Source organism: Actinomadura sp. WMMA1423, from assembly GCF_006547145.1.
In the GTDB taxonomy this organism is placed as follows: domain Bacteria; phylum Actinomycetota; class Actinomycetes; order Streptosporangiales; family Streptosporangiaceae; genus Spirillospora.
Window position 1 is genome coordinate 4,068,012 of record NZ_CP041244.1, and the last position, 17,566, is coordinate 4,085,577.

Genomic DNA, 17,566 nt, shown 5'->3' on the forward strand with positions numbered 1-17,566 from the left:
CTGATGGTGTCCCCTGTGGTCAGTGCCGCGGTGGCCGTGTTCACCCCCTCGCCGTCGTTGATGTCGGTGGCGGGGCAGGCGCGCCGGCGCCGGCGCTGCGACCTGCCCAGGCAGTGGACGCACAGACAGACCAGACATCTCAATCAGCTCCGTTCCCCATTGCGAGATGCGGCATCGTCGCCGTCACGGTTCCGGGGAAGGCAGCGGCCCGACGCAGACGGGGCTCACACCCCGGCAAGCGCCGGGTGTGAGCCCCTAGCCAGGCAGCATGCACCTGCCAGGCGTGCCCCACCCTCGCCGTGCACCTCGGGCGACGCCACCCACCAGTCGGCGTGTGTCGCCGCTCTGCGTGGCTACTTCGGCCGGTGAGCGGGGGACGATCCAGCGCTGGTCCGCCTGTCAGGACGCTTCGACGATGGTGCTGGGGTCGGCCCCGTCACCACGGCTGACTGGCGGCCCGGCATCGGTTTTGTGGCCACCCGCGTCATCGGGTCTGGGCTGTGCGCGGTCTTGCAAGGCGGACATCCCGTTTCGCTTAAGTGAGTGGTCGGCGTTGAGGACGATGGCGGCGGCGTCTTCGGCGGACTGGCTCGCCAACTGCGGCAGGACGCTGGTGTAGATGTCGGAGGCGATGGAGATGGAGGAGAGCCGTAGTGTCTCCTGCACGACCTTCATGTCGTATCCGGCGGCCAGCAGGAAGGTGGCTGCGCCATGGCGGAGGTCGTGCAACCGGATCGGTGGTAGCCCGGCCTCCATGGACAGTTGTTCGAACTGTTCGGTGACGTCGTTGGGGTTGACCGGCTGACCGGTGGGTGTGGTGAAGACGAAGCCGGTCTCGGTCCAGGTTTCGCCTGCGGCGAGGCGTTCGGTGTTCTGCCGGGCTTTGTGGGCGCGTAGTTCTTTGACTGTGGTCGAGTCCAGGCTGATGGTGGCTTCTCCGGCTTCGGATTTGGGTTTGCCTTCGAAGGTGTCGGGGCCGATCTGGGTGATCTGCCAGCGGATCGCGGCAGTACCGGCGTTCAGGTCGAGGTCGGACCAGCGCAGGCCACAGGATTCGCCGCGCCGCAGGCCACGGAAGGCGATCAGATGGAACTGGGCATATAGGCGGTGGCGGCGGGCCCGCTGGAGGAACTTATTGGTCAGGGCCGGGGTCCACACCATCACCGGGGACGGGCGGGGAGCGCCGATGTAGGCGTCCAGCCGATTGATCCGGTCCCCGATCCGCTTGTGCGGTTCGAGCTTGGACATGCGCCTGCGGCGCGCGTTCATCGTCTGGACGTGCGCGGCGAAGTCTTGTTCCCACTGGGCGATGCGTTCGTCGGTCCACACCAGGGCCTTGGGCGCTTTCCCAGACGGGAGCTCTGCCAGGGAGGCGACGTTGATCTCGATGAGTCTTTCCCGGATCGCCTTGTTCAGCGCCGCGCGCAGCGTTGCACGGATCCGCTGCTTGCTGGCCGCGCTGACCACGCGCCGCCCTTTGACCTTGGCGCGCAGTCTGGGGTCGCAGGTCTCGCGGGCGCGGATGATCTGCTGGTTGAGCTCATCGATGGCGTCGAAGATGCGGTCGACGTCGCGGACACGCAACCGCTCGAGCTGGATGTGCCCGAGGTGGGGTTTGAGGTAGAGGCTGATGTGCTGGGCATAGCTGCGGCGGGTTCCCTCGCGTAGGTTGCGGCGTCCGGCCAGCCATGTCTCCAAGTACTCCCCCACCGTGACCGACCGGGACAGGTCCTGCCCGACGCGGAATTTGCGACGCACCGTCTCCGGCTCCGGCAGTGCCTTGGTGGCTCGGACCGTCGTGGTGATCAGGTCCGCGATCTGTACTTGGGCGGTCGGGTCATCGGCGGCGATGGCCAGTAGTTCCTTGGCCTGGTTGAGGCCCGCCTCCGCGGCGTCCTGGGTGACGAATCCAGCACGGCGTAGTGGGCTGCGTCGTGTGCCCGCTGCGGTGGGTGGCAGTTCCAACTGGAAGGCCCAGGAGCCGTGGGTGCTGCTCCACCGGCCGTTACCGCGCCGCAGTTTCGGACACTTCACCCCCAGTCGTTTGCCGTGTTCGTCGCGGCATCCGCAGGTCTTGAACGTGCTTCCTTTGGCGGTCATTCAGCCCTCTGCCTCGCTGTTGGGAGGCTGCCCGGCGTTGGTGCACTGGTCGCCACTGGCGGGCGGTTGTGGGCTGAAGCCCAACGTGGCCTGCAGGTCGGCGGTGGACACCCTGTAGCTCTGGCCGACCTGTAGCACCCGGCAGGGGAAGTCCCCGGTGCGGGCGAGTTGGTAGGCCTTGGTGCGTCCGATGCCGAACGCGCGTCCGGCGGTGACCAGGTCGATGGTGACGGGCAGCGAACGGAGTTCCGCTGGAGTCAGTCCGGGCTTCACCATGCACCTCCGGCAGCCGGCGCCGCCCCACGCGGGCCGGGAGGCCCCCAGGGGCGGGCGTCGGCAGTGCGGGTGTCACGGGCGTCCTCCAGCGGGTCATAGCCGCTCCAGCAGCCGGGCGAGAGTCCCCTGCCACGCGGGCGGGCGTGTCCGGCCAGTGCGGAGCGCCCGTATCGACGCTCGCCTCGCCCCCATTGGTCAAGGCCACCACCGCGATGGTCCGTCACCTGAAGGATCGTTACCGGTGGGGCGATGAGCTGCGGACGGCCTGCCGGGACGGTCAGGTGCCAGGCGTCGCCGCATCGATAGGCGCGCAACCTGATGCCGGGCGCAGCGATGCGGGCGGCGTGCCGGGCGGTGCGGCGGCTGGCGTAGCGGGCACGTCCGCACCGCCCGCACAGGCAGAGCTGAAGACTGGCCAGCAGTTCCACGACCCGGCCTCGCCCTGCAGTTCCGCCGTACCGGTTGTTGGTCATCGGGTCGCCTCCCGCAGGTCGGTGGTGCGTCGGAAGAGGAGAAGGTCCTCGTGGGCGGTGGCACAGGCGGGAATGCCGCGGTCGCGGGCGCGGCGGGTTTCCAGCATCTGGAAGAAGGAGGCCCGGTTGACCAGACCGCCGTCGCGTAGACCCGCGAGCAAGGCGACGTACCGTCCGATCAAGGCGAGACCGTGGTGTTGGGCGGTGTCGATGACCTGGCCGGGCAGGTCGATCAGCTCGCCTTTGACCCGGATTGGGCGGGTGGTCACGGCGATCACGCCGACGGGGTGCAGGAGTGTGGCGCTGCCGGCGAGGATGCGGCCGAAGGCGTCCAGAAGGCCGGGTAGGGGCTGATGGGCGAGGTTGCCGCGGTCGGTGGAGTAGCGGTGGTGGCGTTTGTCGATCTTTCCGCCGCCGTTGTCGCGCCCGGAGCGGATGTGCCCGTGGGTGTGGGAGCCGTAGGGCGGTGAGGTGAGCACCAGCGCCGCCTTGCCGTGCAGGGCGCGGTAGATGGTGGCGATGTTGCGGGCGTCTCCGCACGCCAGTTGGGGTGTGCCGGTGGCGCCTTGGGTGTGAGCGTGGCGCAGGTTGTCCAGCGTGAGGTGAACGAAGTCGGGTTCGTACTCCACGCCGGCGGCGTTGCGGCCGAGGTGGATGGCCTCGACCAGGGTGGTGCCTATTCCGCACATCGGGTCGATGACCAGATCACCGGGATGGGTGAACGCTTTGATGACGGTGGAGGCGATGGCGGGCAGCATCTTGCCGGGGTGGCGCATCGACTCGGGCGTGTAGCGGCCGTGGCGCTGCAGCCGGGACGGGCGCTGACCGGTTGCCAGCACCGACGGCAACGCCTGGGCGCGGGAGAGGTCTTCGTGGTTCATCGGGTCCTCCCGCTGTACGGGCCGTCGGGACCAGGTGGACTCGCGGGCTGTTGAGGTTTGCCGAAGAGGGACACCGCGGCGTGGACGCCGACCGTAGGCGGGAGGGCGCTGGAACTGGTGTCGCGGAGTTGCGCGAGGTCGGTGGGACCCGCCTGGACGACCAGTGCGTCGCCTTCGATCGGGACGCGCAGCGCGATGACGTGCTGGGCGTAGCGGAATCCCAGGCTCTGGGCGTGGCGGATGATGCGCGGCGCCGGGTCGATGAGGCGTCCGGCCTGGTGGCGGGTCGTCGTGATCATTGCCAGGACACCGTCGGGAGCCAGCACCCTCCACGCCGCTGCCATGAACAGCCCGAGTTGCTCGCTGGAGAGCATCCACAAGTCCGCGCGGCACGCCGGGCAGCGCGGCTCACCGACTCGGCGGGGACGGTGGCCACCGGTCTCGTAGGGCGGCGGGGCACCGATGACCAGGGACACCTGGCCGAGGTGGTCCGCCAGGCCCTTGGCCATCTGGTCGGGCCGGACGGGGCGCATCTGCACTCGCGTCAGTTGTCGCTGATCGAGGGTGACGCGGAGTCGGTTGCCGATGTACTGGGCGAGTGGAAAGTGCGGGACCAGTGCGAGGGCGCGGCGGTCGAGTTCGGAGGCTGTGATCAGGGTGGCTTCGCTGGTAGTGAAGCCTTCGACGACCATTGCCCCTTCGTGGGTGCAGGTACTGATCAGGTGCTGGGCCAGTTCTCGCCCGATGGTCCGGCGGTGCTGGACGCAGATTGCGGTATCGGACATCTCTCGGTTTGAGCGGGCACTTGGTCGATGCGACGGCTCCTCACTGGGAGGGTCCGAGCACAGCCAGACGGTCAGCGGGACCATGCGCCGCTCGCTGGCGGGCCGGTTGTTGCTGGTGGGCGGGTGGTTCGGGTTGGACGGTGTGTGGTTCATGCGCTGGGTGACCCGAGACGGCCACCCGATCCCCGTGCACCGATAAAGCACCGTCTAGGGGCCTGGTTTTCATGATCGGCCGGTTAAAGATCCGGTCAAGAGCGGCCGACCGGCTCATGGCCGGGCGCTCATATCCCTGCTGGCTCTGAGGCCCGAAAAGCCAGGCGGCTTGGGGGCTCGCTGAGGCTCTCGGGTGGGGCGCACCGTCCTCTGGGCAACCCAAGCCTGGATCAAGGATTCCGGGTGGGCTGTGAATTTCGGTCTGTTCGGCGGTGCTTCATGGGTGCCAGTCGAGATCACCGGTGAACGGTGCGGCCCTCGGGCGGACGGCCAGATACCCGGTCCCCGCCGCAATCATCCGTCCCACAGTCCCGTCAAGGAGGACGCCCGCAGCCCGAGGCCGCGTCGTTCCCCGGTTGATCGCCCGGCTGGCAGCCGATTCCATCGATCGAGGTTTTGGAGACGCTGCCATGCGCACCCGCAAGTACTCACACCGAACCCTCCAACGACTCGTCCCGGAGTGGCCCACCCGAAACCGAGACGTGGACAGCCACACCGTTGAGCGGCCTGATGCCACCGCGTCCGAGCCTTCCGCAGGCAGCCGAGTACCGCTCCGGCCACGGCCATCGCGGCGGCGGCTAGTGTCCGCGTCCCTGGTGTGGACGGCCGGATGCGTGATGACCGCGCTGCTGGTGCCCGGTGTCGCCGACGCCAGCACCAACCTCGCCGCGGCGGCCTCGCTGGATGAGGTGATCACCAACCTGCGGAATGTGATCGTGGGGTTGCTGGTGGGGTTGGCGACCTTGTTCGCCACCATCGGCGGGGTCCGGTACATGCTGGCCGGCGGCGACCCTGGCGAGGTTGAGGCGGCCAAGAAGACCTTGCGGTATGCCGCGGTCGGGTACTCGGTCGCGGTCTTGGCGCCGCTGCTGGTCAAGATCCTCCAGGGCATCGTCGGCGCGCCGTGACCAGCAAGAGGAGCCCGTCCGCTTGGCCGTGTAGGGCCGTGGCGTCCGCTATCGCGGTAGCGCTGCTGGGGGCGCTGGCGGCGGGTGTGGTGCTGTGTGTGGCGGCCGGGCCGGTCTGGGGTGCGGTCGATCCCGCGCCAACTCCTACACCGCCCTCGTCTTCGCCTCAACCAGCCGTACCGTCTGAGTCTCGGCTCCCGTCTCATCCTGCGGGAGCGACTCCTTCGCCGGCCCCGGCGACTCCGGGCGAGCAGAACCCTCGCGGTGGGGAGGGGGCGGGGTGCGGGCTCATGGACGTGGGCTGCATGGCCAAGCAGGCGGTGAACGGTTGGTTCGCCGACTTGGTGACCAGCGCGGCCAAGCCGATCTGCGACCTGCTGGCGCAGACCGTGCTGGGCACCCCGCCGCTGGACTCGCCCGACATGGCGCGCGCCAAGGACCTGTGGAGTGTGTCGCAGACCATCGCCAACACCTGTTACGTGCTGATCATTACCGCGGGCGGGGTGCTGCTGATCGCCGGGCATTCACTTCCCGGCAGTGAACTGACGCCCGGGCAGTTGGTGGCGCGGCTGGTGGGTGCGTTTCTGGCCTCCAACCTCAGCCTCATCTTGATCGGGTACATGATCACCTTCGCCAACGGCCTGTCCGCCGCGTTCCTGCGCGCCGGAGGCGAGGCGGTCGCCCCGGGCCGGGTCGCCAAGGCGATCTCCGCCTATCTCGTCGCGAGCCTGGTCCCCAATCAGCCGTTCACGATCTTCATCGGGCTGGGCGTGGTGGTGCTGGCGGTGTGCGTGGCGTTCATCTACATCGTCCGGATCGCGCTCACCATGGTGCTGATCGCCGCCGCGCCCGTGGCGTTGATGTTCCACGCCTTGCCGATCACAGACGGGCTGGCCCGGTTGTGGTGGCGCAGCATCACCGGTGTTCTGGCGATCGGGGTCTGCCAGTCCCTGGTCCTGGCGACGGCGTTTCGGCTGCTGTTCTCCGACGTCAAGCAGCCCGACAACGACTCGGGCGGTCACTTCCCCGGGATCGTCTCGGGGACCGGGGTCGATCTACTGCTGGCGCTGTGCCTGCTATGGATCATGGCCCGCGTCCCCTCCTGGGTCGCCCGGACCATCTGGCGCGCCGCCCAGCCCAGCGCTCTGACCGGGATGGTCAAAAGCCTCATCCTCTACCGCGGTCTGGGCGCCCTGATGCGCCGCCGCGTTCCCACTCCCAAATTCTGGACCCCATCGTCCCCACCTCCGCCTCCACCGCCTCCCTCCCCCGCTCCGTCGCCGCCCCCGACGCCGGTTCGACAGCCGTCGGCATTGCTGCGTCAGTCCCGCCTGGCCCTGGCACCGACTGACGCGCAGCACGCGCCGCCGCCGGAGTTGCCCCGTCCGAACGATCCACCACCGGCGCTGCCCGCCGGAGCGACCCCGATGCCGCCTGGAGCGATCCCGATGCCGCCAGGCCAGCCACCCGAACCCGACCGCGACAGGCAAGGAGGCCGCCAACCGATGCAACTCGCACTGCCGATCCCGGCCGCATCCGGCCCCGCTGGCACGAACGCGGCGCGTCGGCCGACGCAACTGGCGTTGCCCATCCCGGTCACCCGACTGCCACGGACGCCCTCACCGAGCCGAGCTGCGGTGCCGGGTGGGCGGCCGCGGGTGCGGTCGGGGCAGCTGATGCTGCCTGGCATGCCGAAGCGGCCCGTCCCACGCCGGCAGCTGACCTTGTGGACCGACCCGCCGAAGTCCAGGAGGCGTCGATGAGCACACGCCACCAGCAGCACGACCAGCCGCCGATGAGCGTGAAGATCCCCGCCGACGTCGACCAGCCCGACAAGATCCTCTACGGCCTCACCGCCCGGCAACTGGGCATCCTCGCCGGCACCGCCGCCGCGTGCCTGTGGGTCTTCCTCACCTTCGGTCCGCTGGTGCCGCTTCCGGTCCTGGTCGCGGTGCTGGTGCCGGTCGTCGCGGCCGGGTTCGTACTGGCGGTCGCCCGCCACGACGGCATGAGTCTCGACCGCTACACCCTCGCTGCCCTCCGCCACACGCGTGCGGCGAAGGAACGCGTCACCTCCGCAGGGCCGGTGCAGCCGCCACCGGCCTGGTGCCGGATGCGCGGACGTCTCCCCGAACCCTTGAGGTTGCCCGTCCGCGCGGTCCGGGAAGACGGGGCGCTGGAGCTGGCCGGTGGCGGTGTTGCCGTCATCGTCCGCGCCGGCACCCTCACCTTCGGGTTGCGAACCCCGGGCGAGCAGGCCGGGCTGGTGGCGGTGTTCAGCCGCTGGCTCAACTCCCTGGACGCACCCGTCCAGATCCTCGTCCAAGCCCGTCCGGTCGACCTGACCGGCTTGGCCGACCACATCACCCAGCACGCGCCCGCACTGCCCGACCCGGCACTGGAGCAGGCCGCCTGCGCGCACGCCGCGTTCCTCACCGACCTGGGCGCCGCACACGACCTGCTCATCCGGCAGGTCCTCATCGTCATCACCGGCCACATCGCATCCTCAACCCCGGCGTCCGTCCTCCCATGGCGGCAGAACAAACACCGCCGAATGGGACGCGAGGCAGCAGCCGCGGTCGCGCTGCGGCGCGCCGCCGAGGCCGTGCACGCCCTGGCCGCGCTTGCCGTTCCGGCCGAAGTTCTGGACGCCGGAAGTGCCACTGCCGTCTTGACCGACTCTCTATCCCCAGGCGAACCACAGCTTGTGGACAACACGGCCCCAGGCGACGTGATCACTCACCAACAGGAGAGCTGATGCGACCTTCATTCGGTGCGCTCTCACGCGCCCTCACCCACACCACCCAGCCCGAGACGCCGGACGATCCTCTCGCCGAAAACGGCCGTGGAGGCGGCCTAGACGACTTGGGCCTGGGTCCCTTAGCGCTGCGCGTCAATGCCCGATCGCTGGAACTTCCCGGCGGGGTGTGCGCGTCGTTCGCCGTGACCGGGTACCCGAGGGAGGTCGGCGCGGGCTGGCTGGAGCCGCTGCTCACCTACCCCGGACGCCTCGACGTCTCCCTGCACATCGACCCGATCCCGCCGCTGATCGCCGCGCAACGGCTCCGCCGCCAACTCGCCCGCCTGGAGTCGGCGTCACGCGCCAACGCCCAGCAAGGCAGGTTGGCCGACTTCGCCGCCGAAGCCGCAGCCGACGACGCCGCCGAACTCGCCGCCTCCCTCGCCCGCGGCCACGGCCGCCTCTTCCGCGTCGGGCTGTACCTGACCGTGCACGCCCCAGACGCGGGTGTACTGGAGGACGAGGTGCAGCGAGTGCGGGCGCTGGCCGCCTCGCTGCTGCTGGACGCCCAGCCCACCACATTCCGCGCCCTGCAAGGCTGGACCTCAACCCTGCCCCTGGCCTGCGACTCGATCAGTGCCCGGCGGGTATTCGACACCGCCGCGCTCGCCGCCGCCTTCCCCTTCACCTCACCCGACCTGCAACCGGTCCTGGGCGAGACGCCGGTGCTTTACGGGCTGAACGCCTACTCCTCCGGGGTGGTGGTGTGGGACCGCTTCGCCCAGGACAACTACAACTCCGTCACCCTCGCCCGCTCCGGCGCCGGCAAGTCCTACTTCACCAAACTCGAAGCCCTCCGCCTGCTGTACCAAGACGTCCACGTCGCCGTCATCGACCCCGAAGACGAGTACCAGCGCCTGTGCGACCACGTCGCCGGCACCCGCATCCCGCTCGGCTCGCCCAGTGTCTGCTTCAACCCCTTCGACCTCCCACAAGGCCAGGGCGAGGACACTCTCATCCGCCGTGCACTGTTCCTCCAGACCCTGATCGCTGCGATGCTCGGCGAGCCGCTGGCTCCAGCGGCGCGGGCGGTTCTGGACCGCGCGGTGCTGGCCGCCTACCGTGCGCGCGGAATCGGCTCCGGCCCCCGCACCTGGGCGCGTCCCGTCCCCGTTCTGGCCGACCTCACCACCCAGCTCGACGAGGTCGCACAATCGGATGCTCCGGAAGCAGCCACGGCGGCTGACCTGTCGGCACGCCTCGCCCCCTACACCTCCGGCTCCTACCGCGGCCTATTCGCCGGGCCGACCACGACTCGCCCGGCCGGGCATCTGGTGGTGTTCTCGCTGCGGGACCTGCCCGACGAAATTCGCACCGTCGGGATGCTCTTGGCCCTGGACGCGATCTGGCGCACCGTCGCCGACCCGACCGACCGGCGCCGCCGCCTGGTCGTGGTCGACGAAGCCTGGACGCTTATGCGCGAGGACGAGGGCGCCCGGTTCCTGTACCGGCTGGCCAAGTCCGCCCGCAAGCACTGGGCCGGCCTCGCCGTCGTCACCCAGGACGCCGGAGACCTTCTCTCCACTGATCTGGGGCGGGCCGTGGTCGCCAACTCCGCCACCCAGATCCTGCTCCGCCAAGCACCCCAGGCCATCGACCAGATCGCCGACGCCTTCGACCTCACCGAGGGCGAGAAGACGTTTCTCCTTGCCGCCGACCGCGGCCAAGGCCTGCTGTGCGGAACCGGCGCCGGTTCGGACCGGGCCGCGTTCAGCGCGATCGCCAGCCCGCACGAACACCAACTCGTCACCACCGACCCCGCCGAACTCGCCACCCGCACCGAACTCCGCGACGCCACAGCACTCACGGACACGGAGACCGGTAAACGATGACCCACACGACCTTTCTCCAGGACGCCACCAGCGGCGCGGGCGTGTGCGGGCTGCTGTCGAGCCTCGAACACGCTCCGCACCGGCTCATCGACGCGGCAACCGGATACGGCCCCGTCGCCGCACTGGGCATCATGGGCGCCGCTGCCGCTTGGACGAGCGTCCGCTGGGTGGTGTGGGACTGGCGCAACAGCAGACTCATCCCAGGCGCACGGTTGATCGAGGTGGCGGTGCCGCCGAAGGTGGAGCCGGCGAGCGCCGCCGCCTGGTGGGCCCGCCTCGTCGGCCTCACCCACCCCGGCTGGAAGCGCCTCATCTTCGGGCAGCCGCACCTGGCCTTCGAGTACCGCGCCGACCACAACGGTGTCCGCTTCCACATCTGGGTCCCCGGCACCATCCCGCCTGGAATAGTCGAGAAGACCGTCCGGGCGTCCTGGCCCGGCGCCACCCTCACCACCCGCCCCGCCACCCCACCACTCCCGCTCGACCAGAAGTACAAGACGGCCGGCGGGCGGCTGGTACCAGCCAGGCCCGAACACTTCCCGCTCACCAGCGACCACGACGCCGACCCACTACGGGGACTGCTAGGAACCGCGTCCGGGCTCGCCCAAGGCGAACACCTTGCTGTTCAGATCCTGGCCCGTCCCGCCACCGGCCGCCGCCTCGGTAAGGCCCATCGCGCCGCGTCCGCACTGCGCGGTGCCCGTTCCAATGCTCCCCAAGGCCATCTGTTCGACCTGGTAACCCCCGGGATGTCGGGGCACCGCAACCCCGGCGAACTCACCCGCCAGCACCCCGAGCGCGCCGAACAGGTCCGCGCGGTCCTCGGCAAAGCCGCCCAGCCGCGCTTTGAGGTCCAGATCCGCTACGGCGCCGCCAGCCGCCACCCCGATCAGATCGCCAGCGGCTGGCTGCGCGCACACGCCCACGAGACCGCCTCAACGTTCGCGCTGTTCACCTCCGGCCACCAGTACCTATGCCGCCGCCGACTCCGCTCGCCAGCTACCCGGCTGGCCGAGCGGCGACTGCACCGCGGCTACCTGTTGTCGGTCGCCGAACTCGCCGCGATCGCGCACCTGCCCTACGACCTGGCCGCGCCCGGCGTCACCCGCGCAGGCGCCCGCCCTGTCGCGCCCTCACCAGCGATCCCCGTCTCCGGTCCCGGCATCCGCGTCCTCGGCGACTCCGACGCCGGCGCGCCACGTCCGGTCGGGCTCACCGTGGCGGGCGCCCGCCAGCACCTGCACGTCCTCGGTCAGACCGGCGTCGGCAAATCCACCTTCCTGGCCAACCTCATCCTCTCCGACGCCACCGCCGGACGCGGCGCACTGGTCATCGACCCCAAAGGCGACCTGGTCGCCGACGTCCTGCACCGCCTCCCCGAACGCGCCATCGGCCAGACCGTCGTGTTCGACCCCGCCGCGCCGGGCCGGCCACCGTGCCTGAACGTGCTCGCCGGGCATGACGCGGCGTTCGCGGCCGAGTCGATCGTCACCACCTTCCGCCGCTGCTTCACCTCGGCCTGGGGTCCCCGTCTGGACGACCTGCTCCGCTCCGCCTGCCTCACCCTGACCCGGGTCAACGGCACCCGCGCCACCCTCGGCGACATTCCCAGACTCCTCATCGACACCGCCTACCGCGCCCGCGTCACCGCACGACTCACCGACGAACTCCTGCGCGGGTTCTGGGACTCCTACGACGAACTCACCCCGGCCGCCCGCGCCTCGGTGATAAGCCCCGTCATGAACAAGCTCCGCGCCGTCCTGCTGCGTCCATTCGTCCGCGACACCCTGTCCGGCGGCGCGTCCACCGTCGACCTCGCCGGCACCCTCGCCTCCGGTGGCCTCGTCCTCGCCCGCCTCCCCAAAGGCGTCCTCGGCGAGGACGCGGTCCGTTTGTTCGGGTCCCTGCTGCTGGCGCACACCTGGCAGGCCATCACCCCGCGCGCCACGCAGTCCGAGCACGAGCGGTCGGACGCGGCCGCCTACATCGACGAGGCGCACAACTTCCTGAACCTGCCGGGCTCGATCAGCGACATCCTCGCCGAGGCCCGCGCCTACCGCTTCAGCCTGACCATCGCCCACCAGCACCTGTCCCAGCTCCCCAAAGACCTCCGCGAAGCCGTCTCCGCCGATGCCCGCAACAAGATCTACTTCGCCGCCTCACCCGAAGACGCCGCCGACCTTGCCCGCCACACCGCACCACTGCTGGCCCCGCACGACCTCTCCCACCTCGGCGCCTACCAAGCCGCCGCCCGGCTCATGGACGGCAACACCCCCACACCGCCCTTCACCTTCCGCACCCGCCCACTCCCCGAAGCGATCCCCGGACGGGCAAGCGCAGTCCGCAGCGCATCACGTGAACGCTTCGCACCCCAGCGCACCGCACGCTCCATCCCCGAAGTCGGCCTGCGGGACCTGGACGCCTCACCGCTCACACCATCCGCACCAGCCCACAGCCCCGATGGACCGACCGCAGCGACCGCCGATGCCGCACCGCCCGCAGAGGAAGAGCAGCGATGACCCGACCCCGCACGACCCGTACCCGGCTACGCGGAACCCAGATTCGCGGCCCGCGTGTCTCCGCCGAGGCGGTCGCGGAACTGGCCTATCGGTTGACCACCCGCGACCGGAACCTGCTGGCCCTGGTCTGGGAGCACCGCGTCCTGACCACCGGGCAACTCACCCGCCTGTTCTTCCCCACCCCGGAAAGGGCCCGGCAGCGCCTCAACCACCTGCACCACCACCACGCACTCCTCCGGTTCCGCCCCTGGGCACCTGTCGGCTCCAAACCTTGGCACTGGGTCCTCGGTCCGGCCGGCGCGCATGTCCTGGCCGTCGAGCACGGCCAGAACGTCGCCGAATTTGGCTACCGGCAGGACGCCGCCACCGCCATCGCCGTCTCACCCCGACTCACGCACCAGATCGGCGTGAACGAGTTCTTCGTCTCGCTGCACGCCCACGCCCGGCGTCAAGGCGGCGCCGTGGAGCAGTGGTGGTCGGAACACCGCTGCGCGGCCCTGTGGGGTGACCTGGCCAGACCGGACGCCTTCGGCCGCTGGACCGAGACCTGCGCCGACGGCACTGCGGCCACCCTGGACTTCTTCCTCGAACACGACACCGGCACCGAAGCCCTCGCGCGGGTCACCGCCAAACTCGGCGGCTACGCCGACCTTGCCGAAGCCACCGGCACCACCACACCCGTCCTGTTCTGGCTCCCCTCACCCAAACGTGAGGCCAACCTCCGCCGTCTCCTCGGCACCCCCGAGATCCCGGTCGCCACCGCCGTCCACACGCCCGCCACCTCACCCGACGGCCCAGCAGGCCGGGTGTGGCAGCTCGCCGGGGCCACCGGCTGCAGGCATCGCCTCGTCGACCTGGCCACCTTCTGGGGCACCGCGCCGCGGCGCGAGTCCGATAACGACCGATGCCGCTAGTGATCGGGGCAGCGACCGCGCTGCTCGGCCTGGCCGCCGTGCTCGTCGCCGTGCTCGGCGCCGTCCTCCCCGGCCTCGGTACCGGGACTGGGGCTGGTGCATGCCAGCCCGCTCCCGGCGGGTCCGTCAGCGACATCCCGCCCGCCTATCTGAGCCTCTACCTCAAGGCCGGCAGAGAGTACGGGATCGGGTGGCACATCCTGGCGGCCGTCGGGAAGGTCGAGTCCGATCACGGGCGCGGCGCCGGCCCCGGCATCGCCTCGGGCCGCAACCATGCCGGAGCCGCCGGGCCCATGCAGTTCATGCCCGGCACGTGGGCCGCGTTCGGTGTCGACGGCAATCGCGATGGCCGCAGGAACGTCTACGATCCGGCCGACGCGATCCCCGCCGCCGCCCGCTACCTCAAACACGGCGGCGCACCGGAACGCGTCCGGGCCGCGCTGTTTCAGTACAACCACTCGCGCGCCTACGTGGAACAAGTCCTCAAACAAGCTCGTGCCTATGCCCGAGGCGGGACTGGCCAGCCCGAGGCAGCGATGGGGGCAGGGTGCGGCAATGCCTTCTCGGCGGTGCCCTCCAGTCAAGCCGCCGCCAGAGCGATTGCGTTCGCCCGCGCGCAACTCGGCAAGCCGTATGTGTGGGGCGCTACCGGACCGCGCGCCTTCGACTGCTCCGGCCTGACCTACGCCGCCTACCGTGCCGCCGGGATCAGCATCCCGCGCGTGTCCGGCGCGCAATGGCGGTACGGCCCTCGCATCCCGATCGGACGCGAGCAGCCAGGGGATCTGGTCTTCTTCAACTCCGGTCCCGGCACCTCGACCAATAATCCCGGGCACGTCGGCCTGGTCATCGGCGGCGGAAAGATGATCGCCGCGCCGCACACCGGCACCGTGGTGCAGGTCCAGTCCTACCGCCGCTCCACCTTGCTCGGTTTCACCCGACCGACCGCGCACCGGCGAGCAAAGGCACCGGGGAAAGGAGCCGACCGGTGACCGATCGACTGATCAAGGCGACCACGGCGCTGGCGGTGGTGGCGGTCGCCGTCGTCGCCGCGCTCGTCTCCTACCAACACATACTCGGCCTGGCCCGCTCCCCACGGCGGGCCCGGTGCGATTTCGCGGCCGGTCCCCTTCACCGTGGACGGGGCTTATCTGGGCAGCGTCCACAGTGATCCTCGAAGCCAGCCATCGCCACGGCCCCTTCATGCCCTGGCCAATGAAGCCAGGCAAGCGCCACCATCGGCGCAACGTGGCGCGCGGCGCCGCACATGGCCTCATCGGCGCAGATAAGCCTGAACGCCGGTGCGGCCGTGGGTCCGTATATTGGCCACGGTGGATCAGGAAGAAGGCTCGCTTGATCAAAACCTGCGCGCCGCCATCAACGATGCCATGCTCCCCGTACGCGACCACCGCGGCCTGATGCCGCTGGACGAGGCGCGCACGCAACTCTCCGGCCTGTCGGTCTACCGCAAGGGGGAAGGGACACTCGTCGGCGGCAGATTCGTACTGGAGTCCGACCTAGCCTGGGCGGCACTGGTCAGTCTCGAAGACGCAGAGGAGTTCGTCGGCCACGCGCGGCGGCTGCAATGGGAATTTCACGTTCGCGGCCGGGACAACCTGGCTCTCGTCGAGCGCTACGGCGATGGCATCCTGCCGTGGATCGCGGATCGGGTGGACCGTAACGGGGTGCTGCACAACGTCCCCTGGTGTGTGCTGCCGTGTCTTCTGGCGTCGGACGCGGAGGAGGCATTTGAGATCGCCGCCAGGGTCCGAGGCGTGACAGAGTCGATCGATGGCGGTTCGTTTCGGCCGGATCGTCGTGACGTCGAGGTCCTGTGCCAGTGGATCGTCCGCCATCCGCAGCGAGGCCATCGGCTGCTCGCCAAGCACGCGGTCGCGGAGGACGAGGTCGCCAAGGAGACGGTCCGCACGCTCCACCACACCGACCCCAGAGGGACGACGCACCGGCTCAAGGTTGCGGTTGGTGAGGTCACGACCCAGGCCCTACTCGACCGGCTCGGTCTGGTGACGCCGCCCCTTCCGAGGGGGATGCAAACCGCACTCGATGCCGCGCCGTGGGTCGACGCACCGCCGAGCGATCCAATAATGATCGCTGAGCTTGACGAACATTCCGCGGACTTCGACTTTCCGATGTGGGACAACGCCAACTACTTCTGTGCCGCGATGCGGCTGATCGGGTTCATCACCCCGGGCGGCACCGATGGCCTGGTCTTCCAGTCGCTGGTGACCGGACTGGGAGAGGAGAACGTACGGCTGGAGCTGCACAGGTACGGCTTCGGGATGACTCCAGGGACAATCTGGAACGCCGGGCCCGAGCTCCTCAATGAGGACGAGACCGAGGAGATCCAGCGGACCAGAAGCGTCGGCACCGTGCAGTTGCCGAACGGGCAGGCGCGGGTTGACCTTGTCCGGGACCCCGACTTCGGTGACCATCTCGGCCCGCTCGAGACCCTGATGCTGCGGCTCACCGACGCACGCGAACTGAGCAACCGTACATTCCTATCCGCTGAGCAGCTCAAAGAGACACTCCGCCTGCCCGCCGACGCCAGGCCGTTGTTCACACTTGATGAGTGGCGTCATCCGGAGGCCGGCGAGAAGGCGAGCGACTCTGAAGACCTTGTTCTCGCAGTCGAGGCGCTCCGGTCCCGCCGGGCTATTTCCGCGTCGCTCACCGGCACGTCCCGTGAGGCCCATCTGGAGGATCGCATAAGGGTCCTCGGCGGATGGGGTGAAGCCTGGTAGCAGGCATGAACGTCTGCCGCCACGCCCCTCCAAGACTGCCGGTGTCGGATCGGGGAACGACTCCAAGGACGGCGGCTACGTCGCATCGAGGCGGCAGAGGGCAGGTCATGATGCCCCTCCCGGGCGGCCGGGTAGCGGCTCTAGGTCCCGCTGGCCGCGATGACGTGCTGAGTGGCACTTCTTTCACCGGGCCAGTTCACCGGCGGTCGGCAGCTGCCGATGTCTGCTCGTCAGGGCAGTTGCCGGGGGTTGGCGTAGCTAGGGCCGCTGAAAGCGCGGCCGAGTTCGTGGTAGGTCTCGGCGACGTCGGTGCTCCCGACGTGGTGCCCGCACCGGGCGCCGCTCATCTTCTGGCAGCCGGGGCACGACTCGGGGATCGGCGGGCAGGCGGCAGCCGCAGCACGCAGGGCAGTAATCAGCGCAGCCTCGCCGTCCAGGACGGGACCGGCTGCGGCGGCGACACGGTAGGCGACCGCGACCACCTCTTGCATGGCCTGGTGTCGGTCGCGGGGCTTCTCATCGAGTCTGGCGGTGGCGCCGATGAGGTCGCACAGCTCGAGGATCAGGGAGGTGCCGGTCGACTCGGGCTCGGTTGGGGCTGGCCGAAGGTGGTTCACGAGCTGGGCCTTTCGGTGCGGGTGGTGAGGACGTCCGGGTGGGCGGTGTCGCGGTAGAAGGTCTGGCCGGTCTCGATGGAGGCCAGCGCGGAGTATTGGACGAACGGGTCCGCGTGGCGCGGGATGGTGCGGTCGATCAGGCGCGGCGGTCAGTGTCGCAGGGCATCAGGGGCCTTCGACCGAGCCCAGACCCTCGTGGTCGATGCCGTGACCGGCACGCCCCACCAGCTCGCGGTGCGCGGGCCTCAGCAACGAAGGCGAGCGCGGCAGCGATGTCCTTTCCTCCGTCTGGACCTATGAACAGGTTCTCCGCTACCTCGCACGCCCCTGGTGGGCAGCGCATGGCGGTCACGAATGTAGGACTCCATGCGGTTCACGGTGTGCCTCTCTTCGTCAGGTTGGGGCTTTCTTTGGATTGGCGGCGCCCAGCGATGCCTAGCCGTTCCGGGCGGTCCTAGCTGGTTGCAGGGGGCGGATGCCACCGTG

14 protein-coding genes are annotated in these 17,566 nt (G+C 69.7%); 9 read left to right on the top strand and 5 right to left on the bottom strand.

Annotated features, from left to right (window positions below):
• Positions 1–399 precede the first annotated feature (399 nt).
• The 4 genes from FKD65_RS18815 to FKD65_RS46625 all read right to left on the bottom strand — a co-directional run bounded on the left by FKD65_RS18815 (position 400) and on the right by FKD65_RS46625 (position 4,515).
• Positions 400–2,100, bottom strand: a complete 1,701-nt coding sequence (locus FKD65_RS18815) for a tyrosine-type recombinase/integrase (protein WP_141578738.1) — start codon at positions 2,098–2,100, stop codon at positions 400–402.
• Positions 2,101–2,376: a helix-turn-helix domain-containing protein gene (locus FKD65_RS18820; protein ID WP_141578739.1), complete on the bottom strand. Its 276-nt coding sequence runs from the start codon at positions 2,374–2,376 to the stop codon at positions 2,101–2,103.
• A 469-nt stretch (positions 2,377–2,845) separates the two neighbouring features.
• Positions 2,846–3,730 (bottom strand): TRM11 family methyltransferase, encoded by an 885-nt coding sequence (locus tag FKD65_RS18825; RefSeq protein WP_368367259.1) that lies wholly within the window; start codon positions 3,728–3,730, stop codon positions 2,846–2,848.
• The gene (locus tag FKD65_RS46625; RefSeq protein WP_368367260.1) at positions 3,727–4,515 is read right to left on the bottom strand and encodes a hypothetical protein; all 789 of its coding nucleotides are present in this window, start codon (positions 4,513–4,515) and stop codon (positions 3,727–3,729) included. Before FKD65_RS46625 ends, FKD65_RS18825 begins: the two co-directional genes overlap by 4 nt.
• An 830-nt stretch (positions 4,516–5,345) precedes the next feature.
• Here FKD65_RS46625 and FKD65_RS18830 point away from each other — a divergent pair.
• The 9 genes from FKD65_RS18830 to FKD65_RS18870 all read left to right on the top strand — a co-directional run bounded on the left by FKD65_RS18830 (position 5,346) and on the right by FKD65_RS18870 (position 16,463).
• Positions 5,346–5,636 carry a pilin gene (locus tag FKD65_RS18830; protein WP_240810236.1) on the top strand — a complete coding sequence of 97 codons (291 nt, stop codon included), beginning with the start codon at positions 5,346–5,348 and terminating at the stop codon, positions 5,634–5,636.
• Positions 5,637–5,941: 305 nt separating this feature from the next.
• Positions 5,942–7,399, top strand: coding sequence for a hypothetical protein (locus tag FKD65_RS18835; RefSeq protein WP_141578741.1), 1,458 nt, complete (start codon positions 5,942–5,944; stop codon positions 7,397–7,399).
• The gene (locus FKD65_RS18840; RefSeq protein ID WP_141578742.1) at positions 7,396–8,394 is read left to right on the top strand and encodes a PrgI family protein; all 999 of its coding nucleotides are present in this window, start codon (positions 7,396–7,398) and stop codon (positions 8,392–8,394) included. The genes FKD65_RS18835 and FKD65_RS18840 overlap by 4 nt, the downstream gene beginning before the upstream one ends.
• On the top strand, positions 8,394–10,268 hold the full coding sequence (locus FKD65_RS18845) for a VirB4 family type IV secretion system protein (RefSeq protein WP_141578743.1): 1,875 nt from the start codon (positions 8,394–8,396) through the stop codon (positions 10,266–10,268). Before FKD65_RS18840 ends, FKD65_RS18845 begins: the two co-directional genes overlap by 1 nt.
• A complete protein-coding gene (locus tag FKD65_RS18850) occupies positions 10,265–12,787 on the top strand; it encodes a DUF87 domain-containing protein (protein ID WP_141578744.1) in 2,523 nt (840 codons plus the stop codon). Before FKD65_RS18845 ends, FKD65_RS18850 begins: the two co-directional genes overlap by 4 nt.
• Positions 12,784–13,701, top strand: a complete 918-nt coding sequence (locus FKD65_RS18855) for a replication-relaxation family protein (RefSeq protein ID WP_141578745.1) — start codon at positions 12,784–12,786, stop codon at positions 13,699–13,701. The genes FKD65_RS18850 and FKD65_RS18855 overlap by 4 nt, the downstream gene beginning before the upstream one ends.
• Positions 13,692–14,693 (top strand): bifunctional lytic transglycosylase/C40 family peptidase, encoded by a 1,002-nt coding sequence (locus FKD65_RS18860; protein ID WP_141578746.1) that lies wholly within the window; start codon positions 13,692–13,694, stop codon positions 14,691–14,693. The genes FKD65_RS18855 and FKD65_RS18860 overlap by 10 nt, the downstream gene beginning before the upstream one ends.
• Positions 14,690–14,872, top strand: a complete 183-nt coding sequence (locus tag FKD65_RS18865; protein WP_141578747.1) for a hypothetical protein — start codon at positions 14,690–14,692, stop codon at positions 14,870–14,872. The genes FKD65_RS18860 and FKD65_RS18865 overlap by 4 nt, the downstream gene beginning before the upstream one ends.
• Before the next feature lie 160 nt (positions 14,873–15,032).
• A complete protein-coding gene (locus FKD65_RS18870) occupies positions 15,033–16,463 on the top strand; it encodes a hypothetical protein (RefSeq protein WP_141578748.1) in 1,431 nt (476 codons plus the stop codon).
• A 230-nt stretch (positions 16,464–16,693) separates the two neighbouring features.
• Here the strand turns inward: FKD65_RS18870 and FKD65_RS18875 are convergent, their stop codons facing one another.
• Positions 16,694–17,080: a hypothetical protein gene (locus FKD65_RS18875; RefSeq protein ID WP_141578749.1), complete on the bottom strand. Its 387-nt coding sequence runs from the start codon at positions 17,078–17,080 to the stop codon at positions 16,694–16,696.
• Positions 17,081–17,566: the final 486 nt, after the last annotated feature.

What these genes read in the sequence shown, in the direction of transcription:
- FKD65_RS18815 (WP_141578738.1), bottom strand. Translation starts at nt 2,100, where the DNA reads ATGACCGCCAAAGGAAGCACGTTCAAGACCTGCGGATGCCGCGACGAA.
- FKD65_RS18820 (WP_141578739.1), bottom strand. Translation starts at nt 2,376, where the DNA reads ATGGTGAAGCCCGGACTGACTCCAGCGGAACTCCGTTCGCTGCCCGTC.
- FKD65_RS18825 (WP_368367259.1), bottom strand. Translation starts at nt 3,730, where the DNA reads ATGAACCACGAAGACCTCTCCCGCGCCCAGGCGTTGCCGTCGGTGCTG.
- FKD65_RS46625 (WP_368367260.1), bottom strand. Translation starts at nt 4,515, where the DNA reads ATGTCCGATACCGCAATCTGCGTCCAGCACCGCCGGACCATCGGGCGA.
- FKD65_RS18830 (WP_240810236.1), top strand. Translation starts at nt 5,346, where the DNA reads ATGACCGCGCTGCTGGTGCCCGGTGTCGCCGACGCCAGCACCAACCTC.
- FKD65_RS18835 (WP_141578741.1), top strand. Translation starts at nt 5,942, where the DNA reads ATGGCCAAGCAGGCGGTGAACGGTTGGTTCGCCGACTTGGTGACCAGC.
- FKD65_RS18840 (WP_141578742.1), top strand. Translation starts at nt 7,396, where the DNA reads ATGAGCACACGCCACCAGCAGCACGACCAGCCGCCGATGAGCGTGAAG.
- FKD65_RS18845 (WP_141578743.1), top strand. Translation starts at nt 8,394, where the DNA reads ATGCGACCTTCATTCGGTGCGCTCTCACGCGCCCTCACCCACACCACC.
- FKD65_RS18850 (WP_141578744.1), top strand. Translation starts at nt 10,265, where the DNA reads ATGACCCACACGACCTTTCTCCAGGACGCCACCAGCGGCGCGGGCGTG.
- FKD65_RS18855 (WP_141578745.1), top strand. Translation starts at nt 12,784, where the DNA reads ATGACCCGACCCCGCACGACCCGTACCCGGCTACGCGGAACCCAGATT.
- FKD65_RS18860 (WP_141578746.1), top strand. Translation starts at nt 13,692, where the DNA reads ATGCCGCTAGTGATCGGGGCAGCGACCGCGCTGCTCGGCCTGGCCGCC.